The organism is Pseudomonas tremae (assembly GCF_001401155.1).
GTDB classification, from domain to species: Bacteria; Pseudomonadota; Gammaproteobacteria; order Pseudomonadales; family Pseudomonadaceae; genus Aquipseudomonas; species Aquipseudomonas tremae.
The window spans coordinates 289,178-309,676 of the sequence record NZ_LJRO01000090.1 but is presented as its reverse complement, the minus strand read 5'-3'; the positions used below and the strand labels follow the sequence as shown (position 1 = coordinate 309,676).

At 59.4% G+C, this 20,499-nt stretch carries 15 protein-coding genes and 1 pseudogene; 1 reads left to right on the top strand and 15 read right to left on the bottom strand.

The features are described from left to right. Window positions 1-9 precede the first annotated feature (9 nt). From ALO43_RS07910 to ALO43_RS07895, 4 genes are all read right to left on the bottom strand, one after another. Window positions 10-2,337 carry an ATP-dependent DNA helicase gene (locus ALO43_RS07910; protein ID WP_054997346.1) on the bottom strand — a complete coding sequence of 776 codons (2,328 nt, stop codon included), beginning with the start codon at window positions 2,335-2,337 and terminating at the stop codon, window positions 10-12. Window positions 2,338-2,442: 105 nt separating this feature from the next. Next, on the bottom strand, window positions 2,443-3,843 hold the full coding sequence (locus ALO43_RS07905) for an aminotransferase-like domain-containing protein (RefSeq protein WP_054997345.1): 1,401 nt from the start codon (window positions 3,841-3,843) through the stop codon (window positions 2,443-2,445). 2 nt (window positions 3,844-3,845) lie between these two features. Next, on the bottom strand, window positions 3,846-5,348 hold the full coding sequence (locus ALO43_RS07900; protein ID WP_054997344.1) for a hypothetical protein: 1,503 nt from the start codon (window positions 5,346-5,348) through the stop codon (window positions 3,846-3,848). A gap of 592 nt (window positions 5,349-5,940) precedes the next feature. Further along, a complete protein-coding gene (locus tag ALO43_RS07895) occupies window positions 5,941-6,963 on the bottom strand; it encodes a zinc-dependent alcohol dehydrogenase family protein (RefSeq protein WP_054997343.1) in 1,023 nt (340 codons plus the stop codon). A gap of 310 nt (window positions 6,964-7,273) precedes the next feature. On the opposite strand from ALO43_RS07895, the gene ALO43_RS07890 reads away from it, so the two are divergent. Next, window positions 7,274-8,188 (top strand): LysR family transcriptional regulator, encoded by a 915-nt coding sequence (locus ALO43_RS07890; RefSeq protein ID WP_003347707.1) that lies wholly within the window; start codon window positions 7,274-7,276, stop codon window positions 8,186-8,188. Here ALO43_RS07890 and ALO43_RS31810 read toward each other — a convergent pair. The 11 genes and pseudogenes from ALO43_RS31810 to ALO43_RS07840 all read right to left on the bottom strand — a co-directional run. Then, a pseudogene (locus ALO43_RS31810) lies at window positions 8,189-8,479 on the bottom strand (threonine synthase); the annotation flags it as partial. A gap of 232 nt (window positions 8,480-8,711) precedes the next feature. Then, a complete protein-coding gene (locus ALO43_RS07885) occupies window positions 8,712-10,544 on the bottom strand; it encodes an ABC transporter ATP-binding protein (RefSeq protein ID WP_053480277.1) in 1,833 nt (610 codons plus the stop codon). A gap of 13 nt (window positions 10,545-10,557) precedes the next feature. Then, window positions 10,558-11,466, bottom strand: a complete 909-nt coding sequence (locus ALO43_RS07880) for an ABC transporter permease (protein ID WP_081032913.1) — start codon at window positions 11,464-11,466, stop codon at window positions 10,558-10,560. Beyond that, window positions 11,463-12,416, bottom strand: coding sequence for an ABC transporter permease (locus tag ALO43_RS07875; protein ID WP_005894205.1), 954 nt, complete (start codon window positions 12,414-12,416; stop codon window positions 11,463-11,465). The genes ALO43_RS07880 and ALO43_RS07875 overlap by 4 nt, the downstream gene beginning before the upstream one ends. 79 nt (window positions 12,417-12,495) lie before the next feature. Beyond that, window positions 12,496-14,139 carry an ABC transporter substrate-binding protein gene (locus ALO43_RS07870; protein ID WP_054997342.1) on the bottom strand — a complete coding sequence of 548 codons (1,644 nt, stop codon included), beginning with the start codon at window positions 14,137-14,139 and terminating at the stop codon, window positions 12,496-12,498. A 188-nt stretch (window positions 14,140-14,327) separates the two neighbouring features. Then, window positions 14,328-15,188, bottom strand: coding sequence for a GNAT family N-acetyltransferase (locus ALO43_RS07865; protein ID WP_054997341.1), 861 nt, complete (start codon window positions 15,186-15,188; stop codon window positions 14,328-14,330). Window positions 15,189-15,303: 115 nt separating this feature from the next. Further along, window positions 15,304-16,629, bottom strand: coding sequence for an NAD(P)/FAD-dependent oxidoreductase (locus ALO43_RS07860; protein WP_054997340.1), 1,326 nt, complete (start codon window positions 16,627-16,629; stop codon window positions 15,304-15,306). A 20-nt stretch (window positions 16,630-16,649) separates the two neighbouring features. Further along, entirely contained in the window at window positions 16,650-17,369 is a 720-nt protein-coding gene (locus ALO43_RS07855) for a cupin domain-containing protein (RefSeq protein WP_054997339.1), read from the bottom strand. 39 nt (window positions 17,370-17,408) lie between these two features. After that, window positions 17,409-18,386, bottom strand: coding sequence for a cupin domain-containing protein (locus ALO43_RS07850; protein ID WP_005894199.1), 978 nt, complete (start codon window positions 18,384-18,386; stop codon window positions 17,409-17,411). 16 nt (window positions 18,387-18,402) lie between these two features. Beyond that, complete coding sequence (gene pdxA / locus ALO43_RS07845; protein ID WP_005894197.1) at window positions 18,403-19,398, bottom strand: 4-hydroxythreonine-4-phosphate dehydrogenase PdxA; 996 nt, start codon at window positions 19,396-19,398, stop codon at window positions 18,403-18,405. After that, window positions 19,395-20,462 carry a four-carbon acid sugar kinase family protein gene (locus ALO43_RS07840; RefSeq protein WP_024669318.1) on the bottom strand — a complete coding sequence of 356 codons (1,068 nt, stop codon included), beginning with the start codon at window positions 20,460-20,462 and terminating at the stop codon, window positions 19,395-19,397. Before ALO43_RS07840 ends, pdxA begins: the two co-directional genes overlap by 4 nt. Between the last annotated feature and the right edge of the window lie 37 nt (window positions 20,463-20,499).

Below are 20,499 nucleotides of genomic sequence, written 5' to 3'. Positions count from 1 at the left end.
TATTGATCCCTAACCGATTGACGTTTCAGGACGCCACCACGCCGGAAACAGCTGTTTCACCTTGGGCTCGGCGAACCGATCATCGATCAGCATCACGACGCCACGATCACTCTGGCTGCGAATCACCCGCCCAGCTGCCTGCACGACCTTTTGCACACCGGGGTAAAGATAGGTGTAGTCATAGCCGGCACCGAACAGTGCGGCCATGCGCTGCTTGAACTGTTCATTCACCGGGTTGAGCTGCGGCAGCCCAAGCGTAGCGATGAAGGCACCGATCAAGCGTGCACCCGGCAAGTCGATACCTTCGCCGAAAGCGCCGCCCAGCACTGCAAAACCGATCCCCTGACTGCTCAAGGTGAAACGCTCGAGAAACGCGTGGCGCTCCTCCTCGCCCATTCCCCGGGCCTGTTGCCAGAGGGTGATGTGCGGATGAGTATGCGCCATCAGTTCTGCAACCTGTTGCAGGTAATCAAAGCTGCTGAAGAACGCCAGATAATTGCCTGGCCTGGATTCGAACTGCTCGGCCATCAGTTCCACAATCGGCGCCAGCGACGCCTGACGATGAGTGAAACGCGTTGAAATACGACTGACGATACGCACATCAAGTTGCTCGTGATGAAACGGCGACTCCACATCGATCCACGCCGTGTTGTCCGGCAGCCCGAGCAGGTCGGCATAGTAATGCCGCGGGTTGAGCGTTGCGGAGAACAACACGGTGCTGCGCGCAGCGCCCAGGCGCGGACGAATGAAACGTGCCGGCACCACATTGCGCAGGCTCAGACGCGACAGGATGCGCTTGCCGCCCGCCTCGCGCCGGGCGATGTCGAAAATGAAGTGTTCGTCGAACAGCTCGGCAATGCGCGCAAAGCCGATGGCTTCCAGATAAAAGCCCTGCAACGTGCCATCCACCGCCTGCGGGTGCTCGTTGAAATGATCACCGATGGTCGAAATACACAGATTCAGGCTGTTGACGAACTTTTCCGGTGCAGCCGCATAAGCCTGATAGGCACCGGGCTGGGCCTTGTGCAGGGCACTCCATTGCCGATCCACGCGCTGCAACGCTTTTTTCACGGGTTCGGGTGCGCTCTGGATCAACGTCTTCAACTGGCTTTGATCCAGACTGGCGCTGTACATCTGCCGCGCGCGCTCGACCATGTTGTGCGCCTCGTCGACCAGCACCGCCACCCGCCACTGATTGAGCTGACTCAACCCGAACAGCATTGCGCTCAGGTCGAAATAATAGTTGTAATCGGCAATGACCACGTCGGCCCATCGCGCCAGTTCCTGACTCAAGTAGTACGGACACACCTGATGCTGCAAGGCCGCGTCGCGAACCCCAGCCTGATTCAGCCAAGGCGATTCCAGCGCAGCAGCACGCGCCGCAGGCAGACGATCGTAAAACCCTCGGGCAAGTGGGCAGGAGTCCCCGTTGCAGGCCTTGTCGGGGTGTTCGCACGCCTTGTCCCGCGCCACCAGTTCCAGCACGCGCAATTTCAGTTCGGGCGCACTGTGCTTGATGACCCCCAGTGCATCCAGCGCCAGGCGACGTCCAGGGGTCTTGGCCGTCAGGAAGAAAATCTTGTCGAGCTTCTGGCCCGGTGCTGCCTTGAGCAGCGGGAACAGCGTGCCGATGGTCTTGCCGATGCCGGTCGGTGCCTGAGCCATCAGGCACCAGCCGGTGCTGACCGCCTTGTACACCGACTCGGCCAGCACTCTCTGCCCGGTACGAAACGAGGCATGGGGGAACGTCAGGCTACCAAGCGCCTGATGAAGCGTTCGGGTATGCGCCAGTTCTTGCCGAGCCCAGCCCAGAAAGACCGTGCACTGCTGTTCAAAAAACGCTTGCAGCGTCGCGGCGCTGAACGACTCACGAATGAGGGTCTCCTGTTCGCTGACGATATTGAAGTAGACCAGTGCCAGCGTCACCTCCCGGAGCTGCAGACGCTGACACAGCAGCCAGCCATAAATCTTCACCTGCGCCCAATGCAATTGACGATGGTTGGCGGGCATGGCGTCCAGCTCGCCGCGATAGGTCTTCACTTCTTCAAGCTGGTTGCGACCTGCGTCATAGCCGTCCGCCCTGCCCCTCACCGTCAGTTCCCGGTAGTCGCCCGCCAACGACAGCTCGGCCTGATAATCGGCACCACGACGCGAAGCAACCGTGCGATGCCCGGCAATCCCGTCCTGCGCGGTAGGCGATGGCGTGAAACGCAGGTCGAGATCGCCAGCCTTGGCGGTGAACTCGCACAACGCGCGCACGGCCACCACATAACGCGCGGGTGCATCGTCATCGATGGCAGGTGCAGGATCGGGATGTACAGGGGCAATAAGGGTCACTGCGAGGGGTAGCCATTGATTGAAAATACTGGACAGGCGTCCAGTTAACAGCCTTGAAACACGTCTGGCAAATACAAATGGATCGACGGCCTGCCGCCTGAGGATTCATGCATGACGTGCGCCCTTCAGGGCCTCTGCCAAAGCCGTTGGCCATATGACTGGATCGCAACTCCAGTCGATGGCGAAACTGAGGCGCAGATATTGCCCATAATCGCCTCGCAGACTGAACAGTTCGCCCGGAGTCACGACAATACGCTGAGCCAACAGCACATCGAACACCTGACGCATGTCGACGACAGACACGCTCTCGACCCAGACTCCGCAACCACCCTCGGGGACTTCATAGCGCAGCAGCCCGCCCATGTGCTCATCCAATAGCTGTGTCATGGACTGCGCACGCATGATCAGCGTCTCCCGCAACACCTTGAGGTATGCGTCCAGTCGTCCATTGCTGCACAGCCTCGCGATGGCCCGCTGGCGAACCGGAGGCATTTTGAAAGCCCGCAGCAGAAAGTACCGCTGCCATTGCGCTTCAAGATTCTGGCACAGCAAATAACCGTAGGGCGCTTCAGGCCCCAGACGCTTGTCGAATGCACCGATGATCACCAGCCGCTGCGGGTCAATCAAGTGGCGTAGACGAAACGGATCGGGGACAAACTGCAACTCGCTGTGCGTATCGTTTTCCAGCACCCATACCTTGTGACGATTGAGTACCGTGGCGATCGCCTGGTTATTGGCTGGCAATCGCACACTTCCTCGCACCGGACTCAGTCCCGAGGGCAACACTACGAGACCGATGTGGTTTGTCTGTAAGAGGTCATCGAGCCCTTCTGGATCGTGATTGCCGCCCTGATCCAGCGGTAGCTCGACGACTTGAATGTCGAATGATTGCAGCAAATGCAACAACGTCCAGGCACAAGGCGACTCAACCAGGACCTTCGCGCCACGCAGGCCCAGGGTTTCAAGCACGGCCTTGAACGCCCCTGACAGATCAGGTGCGATGTAGACATGGTCGGCGTGCCAGCAGTGCTCCGCATTAAGCGTGTAACAGGCCGCCAACGCGCTGCGCAATTCCGCGTCACCGAAGGGCTGAAAACCAGGCGCCTGGGGGCGCGGATAGTGCCGAATCAACTCACGCTCCATCGCCAGCAACGGACTTTCCAGAGGATGAAGCAATGTGGGGTCATCGCCGCCCAGCAGGACCATTCCCGGACGCTGAGCGTTGTGCTGCAGAACCTGTAACAGATCACCTTCGCAGTCAGCGCCGACGAGCCTGTCCTGACCAAGCGGTGCCGAGTAATAGCCAGACTTGGCCAACGAGTAGACCCGCCCTTCTTTCTCGAGCAGCGAATAGGCACGTTGTACCGTGGATATCGACACACCAAGACGGTTAGCAAGCTGACGCAAAGACGGCATCTTCAACAGCAGCCCACCTTGCTTCTCATCAGCCAGACGCGCCAGATAGCGATAGATCGCCTGATAAGCGAAGTCCGATCTGCTTTTCATGATCAGCGTCCGGAGAGTATTTCTGCCATGGCCTGACCAGTAGCCGGGTCAACGGTCATGACCTGACGTTTGTCGGGGTCTGCAGCGCGTATGCGGGCGATGATCGAGTTCTCGTCAGCGAAGTCGACCCGCTGCTTGCAATATAGGTTTTGCAGCGACTTTAGGCTTAAACCGCTGATATCCACCAGCCATTGCATCACCTGTTCCGGGGCGGTCGAGCCTGACAGCGCCTTATGCAGATCCGGCAACGCGACCAGCATGCCGGGGTGGCAGCGGCGCAGAAACATCTCCAGGCCATCACCCTGATTCACGAAGGGTGAGAACAGCATGCAGACCAATTGAGTTTCGTTCAGGCCGAAACCGTCCTGAGCGAAGCCAGACGCCAGCTCGCGACGCGCCTCGATGCGCGCTCTACCGGCATAGGCGCCGAGCGCCTGATCGACCAACCGCTTCGGCATTTGTTTTCTGCGCATCAGTGAGGTTGCCAACTGCAGGTATTCAGCGATGCCGTCAGCATAGGTGCGCCCTTGCAGGTACTGGGTGGTCAGACCCCGCAGGTGCGCCATGAGCAAAGGGTTGGCACAATCGGACTCACTGAAGCTGAACGACAGGTCATCGAAGCGAAAATCCAGAAACTCGGTGAGCAAGGTCCAGTGCTCGTCTGCCTTGCAACTGACCAGATCGGCGATGGTGATGAACGCAGGAGCGCTGGCTTTCTCCGGATAAGCGAGGGGACGAACCGCTCGAGGGCCTTCATCGCCCTCCCCGTATAACTCGTGATAATAGGCCTGTCCGATGGTGTCGATCACCTGAAGCACGCCGGTCAGGGTCTGACCGCGCCAGCTGCCGGAGTATTGCCCGGTGCGCTGGGCCAGGCGCATGATCCAGGTGATGTACTGCTTTTGCTCCCTGCGCGAATCGCCACTGACCACTGCATCGACGCCATTCCCCCAGCTCAGCGCACGTCCCACGAACTCGGCCAGCCCCAGGTAGCAAGAATTGCAGAACGTGGTGCGGGCGTCTCCTGCGGACAGATGACCACCCAGCAGCATGTCCAGACGATTCTGCTCTCGACCGGCGCTGGAAAAAGGCAGATCCGGCTCAAACGACTGGGTGTACTGATTGTCGATCACCAGCATTTCCACGCGTGGGTCGTCATACAGAAACAGCGCGGAATAGGTACGGTTGATGTTGTCCATGACCGCCGGCGTCATGCCCGCATGACGCCGGTTGGCAACTCGCAGGCTGAACGTGCCTGGCGACCGGCAAGCAATGCTCAACTGCGCAGCGCGTAAAAAAGCCAGTGTGTAGGCACTGTCCTTGCCGCCACCAAAAAGAACCAGCACCTTGAAACCGGAAATCCTTTCGATTCCGCCTGCAGCGACAATCAACCGCTGAATCAATAACTGCAGTGCCGTTCGTTCCGCACGCGTGAAGTACCCCAACAGCCGTTGCAGTACTTGTTGGTAGACGTAATTCATGGCTTGTTCGTGGATAGAACTCATTGGGCGTCCCCTGCCTGTCGTTCAGACAACAACAATAGGCAGGCACCGCATCGAAGATCAGGCTGACAATCAAGTGTGTGGTCGGGCATGACTCATTCCCTGAGTAATAATGACCGAAGTATTATCAGGGCCTTCAGGATAATTACAATATACAGTTTGCTTTCAAAAGGCGGGCTGTGACCGTAAAACTATACAGCGCCATAAACCTTTAGTTTAAACGCCCGACATAGTCATGGAAGTGCTCATCAACAAGCACACTGTCAGTCGGGGCCTGCCAACAAACGGCAGCGGCATGTCGGCTTTTACGACAACGCCTAAGCTGTGGCTCTCTGCCTTCATGGTCCGTAGGAAAAGACAGCCTGACACCCACTGCTCTGACAGAATTTATCAACTCTAATAAACTGCTGTTAAAGTTGTTTTTCTTATCGACAACCGCGCGTATCAACTTTAATTATCTCTGGCACACAAAACTGGCCGCCGCAGCGCCCGCAACTTTTCATCAGCCTTGTCTTTTGGCACACGGCGCCTGCAAAAAAGCCTGCCGTGTGGAAGGCCTTTTCGATAATAACTTGCTGAGTGCCTGTGTGCGGAGTCAGGCAGACTCGACTTCCAGCACTGCGCGCCCGCCAATCGGGCAGGCGTCCATGTAACGGTGTGCCTGCACGACCTGTTCGAACGGAAAACTGCGCGTCTGTAATGGCACCAGCTTATTATCCTGCGTCATCTGATTAATGTCTTTCAGGGCGCGTTGCAGTGCTTCCTGGTCTTGCATAATGCCCAGTTCAGGCTTACCGGTGAAGTTACCCAGGCAATGCACGTAAAACTGAATGTTCTTCTGGAATGCTGCGCAAGCCGGGAACGGCGTCTGATTACCGCCTTGCAACCCGTACAGCACCAGACTGCCACGCGGCGCCAGCACATCACCCATGATTGACATCTGCGGACCGCCCAAGCCATCGAACACGGCATCGACACCACGATTATCGGTGTACTTGTTGATCGCCATCAGCAGGTCCTGCTCTTCGGTGACCACTACCTTGTCGGCACCCAGCGACAGCAGGTACTCACGGGCGTCATCAGTCTTGGTGGCTGCAATCACGCTAACCCCCAGAGCTTTGCCCAGTTGCACGAACGCGGGGCCTGAGCAATGGCTGGCATCGGTGACCAGCACAGTCTGGCCAGCCTTGATACGCGCCAGATCAACATAGGCAAAGTAAGCCACCAGATAGGGCGTGTAATGCACACTGGCCTGAACCGGGGTAAGGATGTCGGGATAACGGGTCAGCGCACGACGTGGCATGACGATGGATTCGCCGTAGACAGGATGCTGGTTGGCGTCGGCTGCCGGGAAGCTGGCGACCTTGTCGCCGACCTGCAAGTCATCGACCCCTGCGCCGAGCGCTGTGACCACGCCCGCCATCTCATAACCCAGGCCAGCCGGCAGCCGGGCCTGAGTGGACGCGAGATTTTGCCGCCAGAGAACGTCGTACCAGCTGACACCGATGGCCTGGACGCGCACCTGCACCTCGCCGGATACAGGCGACGCGACAGGCTGCTCTTCGAGCTTGAGCACCTCGGCCGGGCCAAACTGGTGAAAACGGATCGTGCGGGACATTTAGAACCTCGCCTGGTAAACCTTGATGCCACAAACTTTATCCGGGCATTGCCGGGAACACTATCGGTGGCTATTGATAGTCGACATGCCTGTCATCGATTGTGTCCTGAGAGCTGCATGCCGCGGCCAGAGAGCGTCTGGAAGCCAGTATGCGTAATGGCCGCCATTGTTCGCATGTCGACGAGACATTGCAAGCCATGTGGACATTCAGTGCCCTTGCCATTAATTTTCCCTGCGCCCGACCCGCATTTGCTCGTACTATCGCACCCTGCTCACGTCCTCAACCGACAAATGGCCCGAGATATTCCGCATGAACCGCAACGACCTGCGTCGCGTCGACCTCAACCTGCTCATCGTTTTTGAAACCCTGATGCATGAGCGCAGCGTGACGCGTGCGGCGGAAAAACTGTTTCTTGGCCAGCCCGCCATCAGTGCTGCGCTATCACGACTGCGCGGCCTGTTCGACGACCCGCTGTTCGTCCGTACCGGCCGCAGCATGGAACCCACCGCCCGCGCCACGGAAATCTTCGCCCTGCTCTCCCCGGCACTCGACTCTATTTCGACCGCCGTCAGTCGGGCTTCGGAATTCGACCCGGCGACCAGCACTTCGGTGTTTCGTATCGGTTTGTCGGACGATGTGGAATTTGCCTTGCTGCCCACGCTGCTCAAGCGCCTGCGCTCCGAAGCACCAGGGATTGTGCTGGTTGTCAGACGCGTCAATTACATCCTGATGCCGCCATTGCTGGCGTCTGGGGAAATTTCGGTCGGCGTCAGTTACACCCAGGACCTGCCCGCCAACGCCAAACGCAAGGTATTGCGCAGGAGCAAGCCGCAGTTGCTGCGCGCCGATTCAATACCCGGCCCCTTGAGCCTCGACGACTTCTGCGCCCGGCCCCATGCGTTGGTTTCCTTCGCCGGCGACCTGAGCGGCTTCATTGACGAACACCTGGAGAAACTGGACCGCAAACGCCATGTTGTCCTCGCTGTGCCGCAGTTCAACGGCCTGGCAACCCTGCTGACCGGCACAGACATCATCGCCACCGTGCCGGATTATGCCGCGCAGGTACTGACCGCCGCCGGCGGCGTCCGCTCTGAAGACCTGCCGATTGAAACCCGTACGTTCGAGCTGCATATGGCCTGGCGCGGCGCGCAGGATAATGACCCTGGGGAGCGTTGGTTGAGGTCGCGGATCCAGATGTTTTTTGGCGATCCGGATAGTCTTTAAGTGTATGAATGGGCGCAGAGCATCATTACGATTGGTAGATATGGTTATCTGATTGATCGGAAGCCCCATCTTCTGGGCAACAAAGCCGGCATAGGCCTCGGCGAAGCCGGCCGCAGGAACGCTGAGGCCTATAGGACGTAAGCTAACACTCGATTGCAGGCGACGTGGAAGTAGAAAACACTCTGCGCCAGAACTCCGACCCGGTAGGTCGAATTGAACCCTAGGAATATCAAACCGGGCAGTGGCTACTCACGCAAAAGTCGCGAGAGCAATGTTCTGACAATCATCAAACTACCCTAAACTGCGAGAGTGAGAACCCGCGAAGAGTCTGTAGACTGAAATATCTCCAGTCGCTCACCAAATCATTGGACGAATACGCGAACATAATTCCCTGCCAAAACTCGGCCATGTGCAAGTTGGAAACCAGCGTATCTAACGCATCAATAAGCCCGGCAGTCCTGGCAGGCCCCCATCAGCCTGACCGGGGGCCGCTCCCGCTCGGCCAGGCGGACGAAGCGCGCACTCATACGTAGGTACCCACTAATTTCATGCTGCTCACACCTTCCTGCACCTTGAGCAGCTCGGCACTGGTGTGATGGCAAAGAATCTCACTACCGCCGGCGATTTTGCCGCGCGGTGGCGCGCTACGATTGCACAGGCCGTCGATGCGCACCGGGCAGCGATCAAGAAACGCACATAGATTCGCTACGTTGGTCTGCTCGCCAATCGACGGCAGCTTGCCTTTAGCGGCTCCGCAGGTTTCCAGCCAGCCCTGGCGCAGCTCCGGCACCGAATTGGTCAACAGGTTGGTGTAGGGATGGAACGGCGCCTGGGCGAACGCACTCTGATCACCGGCCTCGACCTTGTAGCCGCTGTACATCACCACTATGTCGTCACAGAGCGCACGAACGGTGGATATGTCATGACTGATGAACAGGAAGGAGACTCCCAGTTCGCGGCGCAGGTCGCGCAACAGTTCAAGAATCGCCGCGCCCACCACTGTATCCAGCGCCGAGGTCACTTCGTCACAGAGGATCAGATCCGGCTCCGCCGCCAGCGCCCGCGCCAGGTTGACACGCTGCTTTTGGCCGCCGGACAACTCGCCGGGCCGGCGTTGCGCAATGCTGGCCGGCAACTGCACCAGCTCCAGCAATTCGACCACCCGACGCTGCTGCTGCGCGCCGCTCATCCCGTGGTAGAAACGTAGCGGGCGACCGAGGATCTGTTCAATGCTGTGCTTTGGGTTCAGCGCCGTATCAGCGTTCTGGAAGACGAACTGAACACGCCGGAACTGCTCTCGGGTGCGCCCCGCCAGCTTCCTGCTGAGCGGCTGACCGTCCAGCAGGATACGTCCGGCCGACGTTGGTGCCAAACCGGCGATGGCCTGCGCCAGCGTGGTTTTCCCCGACCCCGACTCGCCGATCACGCCGACCGCCGCGCCGCGCCGGATCTTCAGATCGACATTCTGCAGCACCTTCTTGGTGCCGTAGCAAATCTCCAGACCGTGGATTTCGAGCAGCAGATCCTCTTGCGCCGAAGGTACCTCTTGAACGCCCGCTCTCGGGCGAGCTGCCGGCCTTATCGCGGCCAGCAGGCTGCGCGTATAGGGATGTTCAGGTGCAGCCAGGATCTGTTCGGTAGGGTTGTTTTCCTGAATCCGGCCGTCGCACAGTACGACGATGCGGTCGGCCATCTGCGCCACCACCGCCAGATCGTGGGAGACGTAAATAGCCGTGGTGCCGCGTTCGCGTACCACCTTTTTGAACGCCCGCAGCACTTCAATCTGGGTCGTGACATCCAACGCCGTGGTCGGCTCATCCAGAATCACCAGTGCCGGATCGGTTATCAGCGCCATCGCCGCCATCAGCCGTTGCAACTGCCCACCCGAGACCTGGTGCGGATAGCGCGAACCAATGCGTTCCGGTTCCGGCAGAGCCAGTTCGCGGAACAGCTCGACGGCCTTGGCCTGCGCCTGCTTGTGTGACAGAACGCCATGGATCAGCGCGCTTTCGATCACCTGTTCCATGATGCTTTTGGACGGATTGAATGCCGCGGCCGCACTCTGGGCGATATACGCCACGGTGCGCCCGCGCAGCTTTGCCAGCTCGGTATTCGACAGTTTCAGCACGTCGATATCACCGACCCGTATAGAGCCGCCGACGATACGGCAACCCGAGCGGGCGTAACCCATCAGCGACAGCGCTATGGTGCTCTTGCCGGAACCCGACTCGCCGATCAACGCCAGAACTTCGCCTTTTTTCAGGCTGAAATCGGCACCGTGCACGATGGGTATATTGATGCCCTCTTCGTTACGTGCAACCACACGCAGGCCACTTACCCTGACGATTTCGTTCATCTCACTTCTCCATCTAGCGATTGGATCGGCCGCCGAAGCTGTCGATGAGCAGGTTCACACCCATAGTCAGGGTGGCTATGGCGACCGCCGGTACCAGCACGGCCGGGGCCCCCGCCGAAAGGCCATCGATATTTTCCCGCACCAGCGAACCCCAGTCGGCGTCCGGTGGCTGCACGCCCAACCCAAGGAAACTCATGGCGCTTAGCAGCAGCACCACGTAGACGAAGCGCAGACCAAAGTCGGTCAGCACCGGGCGCAGCATGTTCGGCAGTACTTCGATGAAGATGATGTAGGGCATGGCTTCGCCTCGAGTACGCACAACCTGGATAAAGTCCATGGTCATGACGTTCACCGCCGCTGAACGCGCCATCCGAAAGGAACCCGGCATATAGGCGAATGCGGCCATCAGCAACAACAGTGGTACCGAGGAGCCGAACGTAGCCACTATCAGCAGGGCAAAAATCTTGTTTGGAATCGCGATCAGCGCATCTTGGGTACGACTTATGAATGCGTCGACCCAGCCACCGGACGCAGCCGCCACCAGCGCCAGTACGACGCCAGCAGTGCAGGCTATCGCTGTGGCCGTCAACGCCACACCGATGGTGAAAGGCGCGCCGTGCAACAAGCGGCTGAGGATATCCCGCCCCAGGTAGTCGGTACCCAATGGGAACGCCAGACTAAGCGGGCCGAAGTAATCATCACTGATCATTGCGTTGGCATCGTAGGGCGCCAACAGGGGCCCGGCGACGGCCATTAGCGCCCAGAAAGTCACGATCAGCAAGCCGATGACGCCGCCTATAGACAGGGACAGCCGACGCCGGCGTGTTCGCAGCGGCTGGCTCGCTCCATCCTCATCCTGATTCCGGCCGTTATCCTTGCCGCTGCCGATACTCGTTTTAGGTGAAATACTGTTCGGTTTCATTTGCGCAGCCTCGGGTTGGATAGGATTGCACAGAGGTCAGCCAGCAGAACCAGCACCAGAAAACCCAGGCTAAACAACATCACGCATGCCTGTATCAATGGCATGTCACGCGTGACTACACCGTTTACCATCAGTGTTGCTACGCCCGGATAGTTGAAGATCGACTCGACTATGACTACGCCGCCCAACAGGTACGACAGGCTCAGCGCTATGGCATTGGCGATCGGCCCGATAGCATTGGGTAATGCATGACGAAGCACTACCCGTATCGGCCCTGCCCCTTTGAGCGTCGCCATTTCGACATAGGAGGCGCTGAGCTGATCGACCACCGCGGCCCGCGTCATGCGTGCCATCTGCGCCGTCAGTACGCAACACAGCGTCAACACCGGCAACGCATATACGTGAACCAGTTCGCCAAACGACTCGGTCTCGACGCTACGCGACAGCGCCGGCAGCCAGCCCAGCTTGACCGCGAAGATCAGTACCGCGACGGTGGCGATCAGGAACTCCGGCACGGAGACAGCGAACACCGTCAGCATGTTGCTGTAACGGTCGAAGATTGAGCCGCGGTACATCGCTGACAGAATGCCTATGACCAACGCCAGCGGCACCGAGAACAACGCGGCGATCGCTCCCAGTTTCAGGGTATTGGGCAGCCGGCTGGCGATCATCTCGTCAACCGGCATACCGTTGACCAGGGAAACGCCAGGATTACCGGTGATCAGCCCACCTAACCAGTTTACGTAACGCAGGTGCACGGGTAGATCAAGGCCTAACTGCGCGCGCAGCGCCGCCAGCACTTCTGGCGTTGCCTCTTGGCCGAGCTGTTCCTGGACCGCGTCACCCGGTAGCAGGTTGGTGAGGAAAAACACCACGAGCGAAACGAAAAGCAGCGTTATCACGCCTACAGCCAATCGACCACCAACCAAGCGTGCAATAGTACTGTTCATAATTCATACCTTCACTTAGTGGCGCCTGCATGAGCTGCAGGCGACACCCTGGTTATCGAGCTGTCGTTTCCCTAATTGCTCAGGCATCCAGCCAGACGTTCTCGGCGAACATGTAACCCATCATCCCACCGAGTGGATGAGGGGTAAGTCCTTTCAACTTGACGCTGTGGCCATCGAGGCTGCTGTTGAACTGCGCAATACCGACACCGCAGTGTTCATTCACCAGCACCTGCATATCGCCATACATCTGCTTGCGTTTAGCTTCATCAGTCTCGCCGCGCGCAGCGACCAGCAACTGGTCGAACTGTTCGTTCTTCCAACCCGATTCGTTCATGCCCGCACTGGACTGGTAGAACAGGCTGAACATCAGGTCGACGGTCGGGCGCGCACCGATGTTGCCGAAGTACAACGGATGCTTCATCCAGTGACTGGACCAGTAGCCATCCGCTGGCATCCGTTTGATATCCAGCTTGAGGCCGATCTGCTGCCCGGAGAGCTGCAGCAACTGCGCGATGTCCACTGAGCCAGTAGCGGCGTCGGAACACACAAGGGGCAAGGGACGTCCGGCCATGCCGGATTTCTGCAGGTGGAACCTGGCCTTATCCAGGTCGTACTCACGTTGTGGCAGACCGGCGAAGTAATAACGATTGCTGGGGGCGACCGGCTGGTCGTTGGCGATCACGCCGTAGCCCCGGAAAGCAACCCGATTGATCTGTTTGCGATCTTGCAGATACTTCATCGCCAGGACAAAGTCCGGGTTCTGCACCGGGCCCAGATTGTCGCGCAGCCCTAAGTTGGTATAGCCACCGGTCGGGGTCTCCATCAACTCTACCTTGGCACTTTCCTGAATGCGCGCAACCGAACGCGGATTGATCGGGTTAATCAGGTCCACATCACCGGCAAGCAGGGCACTGATACGAGCAGCCTCGTCGGGGATCGAGAAGAATTCGATCTCGTCGAGGTAAGGCAGGCCCGGCTTCCAATAGCTGGCGTTGCGCGCACTGATCGAGCGCACGCCTGGCTGGAATTCCGCACATTTGAAAGGCCCGGTGCCGTTGGCGATGGCGAAATCGTTGGTACCGTCGCGCACGATGAGAAAATAAGTAGTGGCAAGGATTGCCGGCAGGTCGGCATTCGGGCTGACCAAGCGGATCTGCACCTCATGTGGTCCAACGGCCTTCACCTCCTCCAACTGCTGCGCAATGGCCACCACCCTGGAGCCAGTCTCCGGCAGCTTGTGGCGGTTCAACGAATAGACGACGTCGGCCGAAGTGAATGGCCTGCCATCGTGGAATAAAACGTCCTTGCGCAGCTTGATGGTCCAGGAGGTCGCATCATCTGTATCGAATGATTCCGCCAGAGCCATGCGCGGCGTCAGTTGCGCATCCAAGACCGCCAAGCCGTTATAGAACATGTTGTGCCGACAGTAGTCGGTGTAGTTCGCGCCCTTTGCCGGGTCCAGCGTATCGGCGGTCGAGCTTGTCGATGTGGCAACCTTGATGCGGCCACCCTGCTTGCCTTGACCCGTACTTGCTGAGGTTGCGGCGAACACTTGGCCGGCCGAACCGAACAGGCTGCCCGCGCCAGCGGCAGCAATCCCTGCGACCCCCAGCATGCGCAAGGCATCACGGCGCGACATACCACGATTGAGCCCTTCAAAAACACGCAGGCTTTCTTGGCCTGTGATCAATTGGGAGTCGACTTTGTTTTTATCGTCAGTCATATCGGTTCTACCGTTTGAAGGTTCGAATGCTCCCGCATTGCCGAAGCGTTTTTGCAACGTGACGCAACTGCATAAATTCAGTGTATTGGTCCCGTAATCGGTAATACGCCACTACCTTCGTCAGGAACCAGGATTTGCCGAAATGCCCAAGAGTGGTCAGGAATAGGTAGACGGCATTGCGGCCGCGCTCAACCTAGGGCCTGGCTGAAGATCGCGTATTGCTTGACCGTGTCGTCCGATACCGGTGCCTGGCCGCGCACCATGCGCACCGAGGGTCCGGCTAGTGCCAGCCCGAGGCTTTCCACCCAAGTGCCAAGGCCGCTTTCGCCGGTCACATCGACGCGCACGAAGAAACCGGAGTAGGTTCGCGCCCAATGGGCGATCAGGGCCTTGGCACGCTGTGTATCGGGGGCCACCACTGGGCCGATCACACGGCCGAGGCCGGAGGGGCGCATGATGGAGAATCCGATCGCTTCGCCATCCTTTTCGATCAGTACGCCCTCGGCCACATTTAGCACTTGCGCCATAAACTCTTCACGTGGCATGCCAAGGGCGCGCGTTGCCAGTGCCGCCAGCGCTTGCAGATCGCCGGCCGCAACCGGATGGATGCGCTCTCCCGCGGCAAGTGCAAGTGGGGACGGTTGCTGCATCATGCCCTGATGATGGTCGACGGTGCCGGTCGGCACGAAGCCCAGCTTTTCATACAGTGGCTGTCCGACCGGGGTGGCCGTGAGCAAGATGCAGCGCTCGCCCAGTTCCTCAAGCACCAGGTTCATCAGTTCGCGACCGATGCCCTTGCCTTGCCGTTCCGATGACACAATGATCATGCCGAGCGAGGCATGGGTATTGCCGAATATCCAGCACAGCCCGGTGCCAGCCAGCGTACCGTTTTCCTGTGCCACGAAACCCGTGCCGAGGCGGTGCATTAACTGCCAGTCTTCGAGGCGATGCGCCCAGTACACCGCCTGCGACAGTTCATGTGCCGAGGGAAGGTCATCCTCAGTCATCCGGCGATAAGTGACGCCGGCATTCCTCGTTTGATTGGTCATGGTTTCTCTCCTCGGACTTGCAACATTCGCAGGATCCTGGCTTCTTCCCGGAACGGTGTGCCGTCATCGGGACTCCGCGAGAAAGCCGTTTCAGGCTTGGCTGGGTGGGTATGGCCTAAAAATCAGCGACCTTGCCCCATGCGGAACTGCTGAACCGGCCCGGCCGGTACGGTACAGGGTCAACGATCGGTTCGGCACCACTGGCAAGGTCAGCGATCAGGTGGCCGGCTCCAGGTGCAATGCCGAAGCCGTGTCCGGAAAAGCCTGCTGCGAGGATGAAACCTGGCACCCCCGGTACCTCGCCGATGCCGGGAACACCGTCCGGCGTGCAGTCGACGAAGCCGGCCCACGCGTGCGTGATCTTTGCATCGTGAAGCTGGGGCAACAGTTCAACGGCGCGGCGGTGGGTCTCCCTGATCGTGGACAAACAGGGCTTCGGATCGAGGATGCGCATCCGCTCCATGGGGGTCGGCGCATCGAGCCGCCAGCGCCTTAGCGTTTCGTGCCCACCCTGAATGCCTTGCAGGCCTCCCGGAAGAAGGTTGCGCCAGCGCTCCGCGAACATGGGCAAGAATTGCGGCGCGAATCGCATGAACTGCGGCGTCACGTCCACGCGTGCGCGGCCGCTGATGGCCAATGCGTAGCGTCCGTCGTTGCGGCGCGTGAAGGACACGCCTTTCGTAAACAGGGCATCCGGCAAGCAATGTTCCACAGGGGACACGCTCAGGATCGATTGGCGTATAGAAGCTTGGGGAAACCGGATGCCCAGCTGACGGCAGAACGAGGAGGCCCAGGCCCCACCGGCAAGCACAACCGTCTTGGTCTTGATGACCCCGGCTTCGGTCACCACGCCGCTAACCCGCCCGCCTTCGGTCTCGATGCCGCGGGCGGCACAGTTCTGGTGGACACTGCCGCCGAGCTTTATAAGCGCAGCTGCCACGGCCGGCGCAGCCTTACCAGGATCGGCGGTGCCATCGGTGGGCGAGAAGACGCCGCCCTTCCAGGCGCGACCGGTCGCTTGCCCCCGCTGGGCGGCCTCGCGGCTGCTTAGCATGTGGGTTGTCACGCCGGCGCTCTTGGCAAAATCATGCCAGCTGGCCCAACGAGAAATCTCGGCCTCATCGTTACTAAGAAACAAGAGCCCGCAGCGACGAAAACCCGTGTCTTCACCGCTCTCAGCGGCAAATTGCTCCCAGAGATCAAGGCTCTTGCTCGCCATGGGCAGTTCGCGGGCGTCGCGGTTCTGCTGCCGGCACCAGCCCCAATTGCGGCTGGACTGTTCAGCCCCAATCCTCCCCTTCTCGACCAAGGCGACGGATACGCCGCGCTTGGCCAGGTAGTAGGCGGTAAAGACACCGATGATGCCGCCGCCGATCACGACGACCTCGGCGGAGGCAGGTGGCTTGGAGGATGTGTTGATGTGGTTCAGTGGTGGGGACATGATGGGTCTCGCTAGTCAATTCAGGCCTGGACGCTTTGGGTCACATAGAACTTCGCCACGCGATCGCTGCTTTCCCATCCAACCTGCGCGCCTTGAGGCACGAACAGTGCGTCGCCAGTGCCCAGCGACAGCACGCTGCCGTCAGGAGTCGCGAACCGCACGCCGCCGGCCAGCAGGTACATGAATTCGTTGATGCGATGCGGGCGAACAATCCGGTGGTACGGTGTCGAATCCCAGGTGCCCGCGCTGTACTGCGTGCCGTCCTCGGTGAATACATTGTCCTTGCGGCATTGCGGGGGCTGGCTCAGCAGTGCCTCTGCGGGCAGCGAGGCGGATGGCTTGAAGTCGGCGTCAGCGTATAGCGGGAACAGCCCGCGTCTTGTCGGCTTGTCGCAAGCGGCCGCGCAAAACACGAATCGCGCGCCCGATTCGGCCTGGATGCGAAGCTCCGTACCGCACCCGATGACAGCACCCGCTTGCGGGCCGAGCACCAGCGGGGCCGCTCCGGCTGCGGTCAGGGTCAGCTCTCCCTCGACGACGACAATGGTTTCGTTGTGAGGGAAGCCCGGAACTTCAAGTTCACCGATGAAACTGGTTCGACCCGCGATCATCGAGTCGGCTCCTTCCCAGGCAATCTCGCGATGTCGTGCAAAAGGATCGTCCTTACCGAACGCCGCTTGGCGGAAGGAAGTTGAAACGGGTGCACCGTCGGCGCGATGCAGCACTTGGGCTACGGTCATGATTGCTCCTGCGCGTTGCGCGATGATTTCTCTGAAGACCTAGCCGGCGATTGCCAGCAACACTTCACATGCCTCTGCGTCCAAAGCCACCGCACAGTGCTCAACGCCATGCGGTACGACGATGAACTCTCCCGGTTCGACAATCTCTTCACGGTCACGGAATTTCATGAGCAGCCGCCCCCGGTGAACAAAAAACAGTTCATCGTCGTTCTGTCGAAATGACCAGTTGGAGGCGCCCTTGAACATGGCGACCTTGATGTGCGTGTTGTTGATCTGCCCCTCGACTTTGTCGGCAAACACGGTTGACAGGTTCTTCTTGCGAATTGGCGAAAGATGCTTGTTCAGAGCGGCGACGTCGCGCAGGATTGCGTTGAGCTGACTGGGCACGTCCTTCCCATCGGCAGGGTATTGGCCGTCCAAGGCCGCAGTCCCGATCGTGAATCCAGCTGCGCCTGCACCCTGAACTATTGCAATTCTCTCGGGGCTTGCGATTGAGCCTGCAACGTAGACAGGCTTGGAGACTGCAGCACAGACGGCCCGCATCAACTCGGGCACGTTCTCCGCCGAACGGTATGCCAGCAGATCCAGGCCGTGCACACCATCGCGCGCTGCCATCGCCTTGGCGCTGTCGACAATCTCCTCGATGCTGCCTTCCAGCACGCTCGGGTGACCGGTGATCAGACCGGGGAAGGGGAAGTACTGGATGCCGGTCTCCTTGATGATCGGCAGCACGTCATCGACCCGCGTGCCACCAAGAAGAATGTCGACGCCGATCTCGACAGCCGCCTTCGCTGACACGATTTCGCTTTCTCGGTCCAACGACACGACCTCCAGGTAGGAGGTGGCACCGCCCGCCTTGATGGCTGCATTGAGGCTCTTCAACTGCTCGATCGGCAAGCCGATGTCCTTGAAGCCGATGTGTCGAACACCGAGGTCGAGCGCCGTTTGGAGTTGCTGCGATGCGTCTGCAACCGTGCGGTCATTGCGCGTGAGCATGAAAATGAAGCGAAGTCCCATGATGGTTCCCTTTCAATTAGTTTTGCGTGGCTTGCGCAGCTACAAGACGCTTTGCGTAGGCAAGTGCAGTTTCCAGGCTGGCGTGGTCGGCAATACCCCGGCCCGCGATGTCAAACGCCGTGCCGTGATCCGGGCTGGTGCGGACAAACGGCAGGCCTAGTGTGATGTTCACTCCTTTTTCCAGACCAAGATACTTCACAGGGATCAGCCCTTGATCGTGGTATTGGGCTACGACGACATCGAATCTGCCCATCCGTGCCTGCATATAGACTGTGTCGCCTGGATGTGGGCCGCTGGCATCTATACCTTCGGCACGGGCCGCTTCAATTGCAGGCAGGATGATCCTGATTTCCTCATCGCCAAACAGGCCGCCTTCACCGGCGTGCGGATTGAGACCTGCAACGGCTATACGTGGGCTCGGGAAGCCGAGCGCCTTCCCGCCTTCGTGGGCAAGGCGGATGGCCGACATCTGCGCGTCGAAATCACCCTGTTCGATCGCTTTGCGCAGTGAGGTGTGGATCGTGACGAGCACCGTACGGATGTCGTCGTTGGCCAGCATCATTGCCACACGACTGGCGCCGCCATACTCGGCCAGAATTTCCGTATGGCCGGGGTAGCGAATTCCGGCGCTGCTCATCGCCTCCTTATTGATCGGCGCCGTGACGATACCGCTCACCTCTCCGGACTTGGCTGCTGCTATCGCTGCAACGATGGCATCGAAGGCCGCCTGCCCGGAAATCGCGCTGATCTGCCCGAGTGGTGGAGGCTCGACGATCCGGGTGGCCTCGATGACTTCAATGACGCGCGGCTGGAACTGCGCCGCATCGGGCACATCTATGCGTCTCACCTCGATGTCCAGGCCCAGCCGACGCACGATGTCCTGCATCACGATACAGCTGCCGAACACGACCACGCGTTCGCCGCCCTTCGCAAGTAACTTCGCAACGATTTCCGGCCCAATGCCGGATGCATCGCCCATCGTCAGGGCAATTGGAGGGAAAATATTTTTCATAGTAAATCCTTGTGTATGGCTTGGGCTGCACCGCGTATCTGCGCGATAGCGCGCTCTAGAGAGTCGTCACTGCCAAAGCCACCGGCTTTCATGGCAAGCAGGAGCGTGCGTCCCCCGCCAAGCTTGGCGCGAGAAAGAGGAAAACCGGGTTCCAGTTCTTGCAGGACCTCGAACTCACGAACGTTGAGAAGATCCAGGACAGCTTCCATCGTGTCGCCGCCGGTGGCGATTAACGCGCCGAAGCGTGTATCTTGAAGTTCGCGCGCCGCGTCGTCTGCAATGCGGCGCAGCACCGCAGCCGGGTCGCGCTCGCGCGTAGCTGGTCCGCGCAGCAGCGTGACGCTGCTGAGCTCCCGGACCAGATCTGCCTGTCGATGGCTGCGCGGATTCGCGCTTCCAATGACGACCAAAACATCGTTACTGATGCAATCAAGCAATTGCGGTGCAGTCTTCGCCGGCACAAAACGCCGCGCCAGGGCTACCGCCATTCCAGGAGAGCCAAGCCACAGGATAGATTCTGGGTCCTCGATAGAAGCAATTTGCGCGTCGAGTTCTTCCTGCGTTACCGCATCGAGCAGCGTGACATCCTTGATGCAGTTCGGGACCAGGTCGACAAGCGCAGAATGCCGCGCCGGGTGCACAGGGTCTTGGCCATACACACTCTCGGAAACCGGGATACCGTCAACAAACTGAATTCCGCCCACCGTCGTACGTCCGGCTTGGGGAAAGGCTGGTGCGAACACCAGTGATCTACGGCCGCTCGCCGCAAAACATGCCTCAAGCTCTTCCGCGATATTGCCGCGTAGCGTGGAGTCCACCGTCTTGTAGAACACGGCGCAACCGGAAAGCAGTGAGGTCAATCGTGCGACCTCCTCACATGCTTGCGACAAAGTAGCGGATCGCGAACCGCTATCGACAGCGACGACCGCTGCTGTTTGACGTGGAAGCTGGCCCCTTCCGATTTGCGCGCTCAGTCCGCGAGCGACGAAAGGTGCCGCGCCATCTGCCGCACTGGTCAGATCGTCGGCGAGGATCCCGATATTGGGTTGATTATCTGTAAGCATTAGGCCCCCAATATTCGGTTGATGTCTTCTACACATG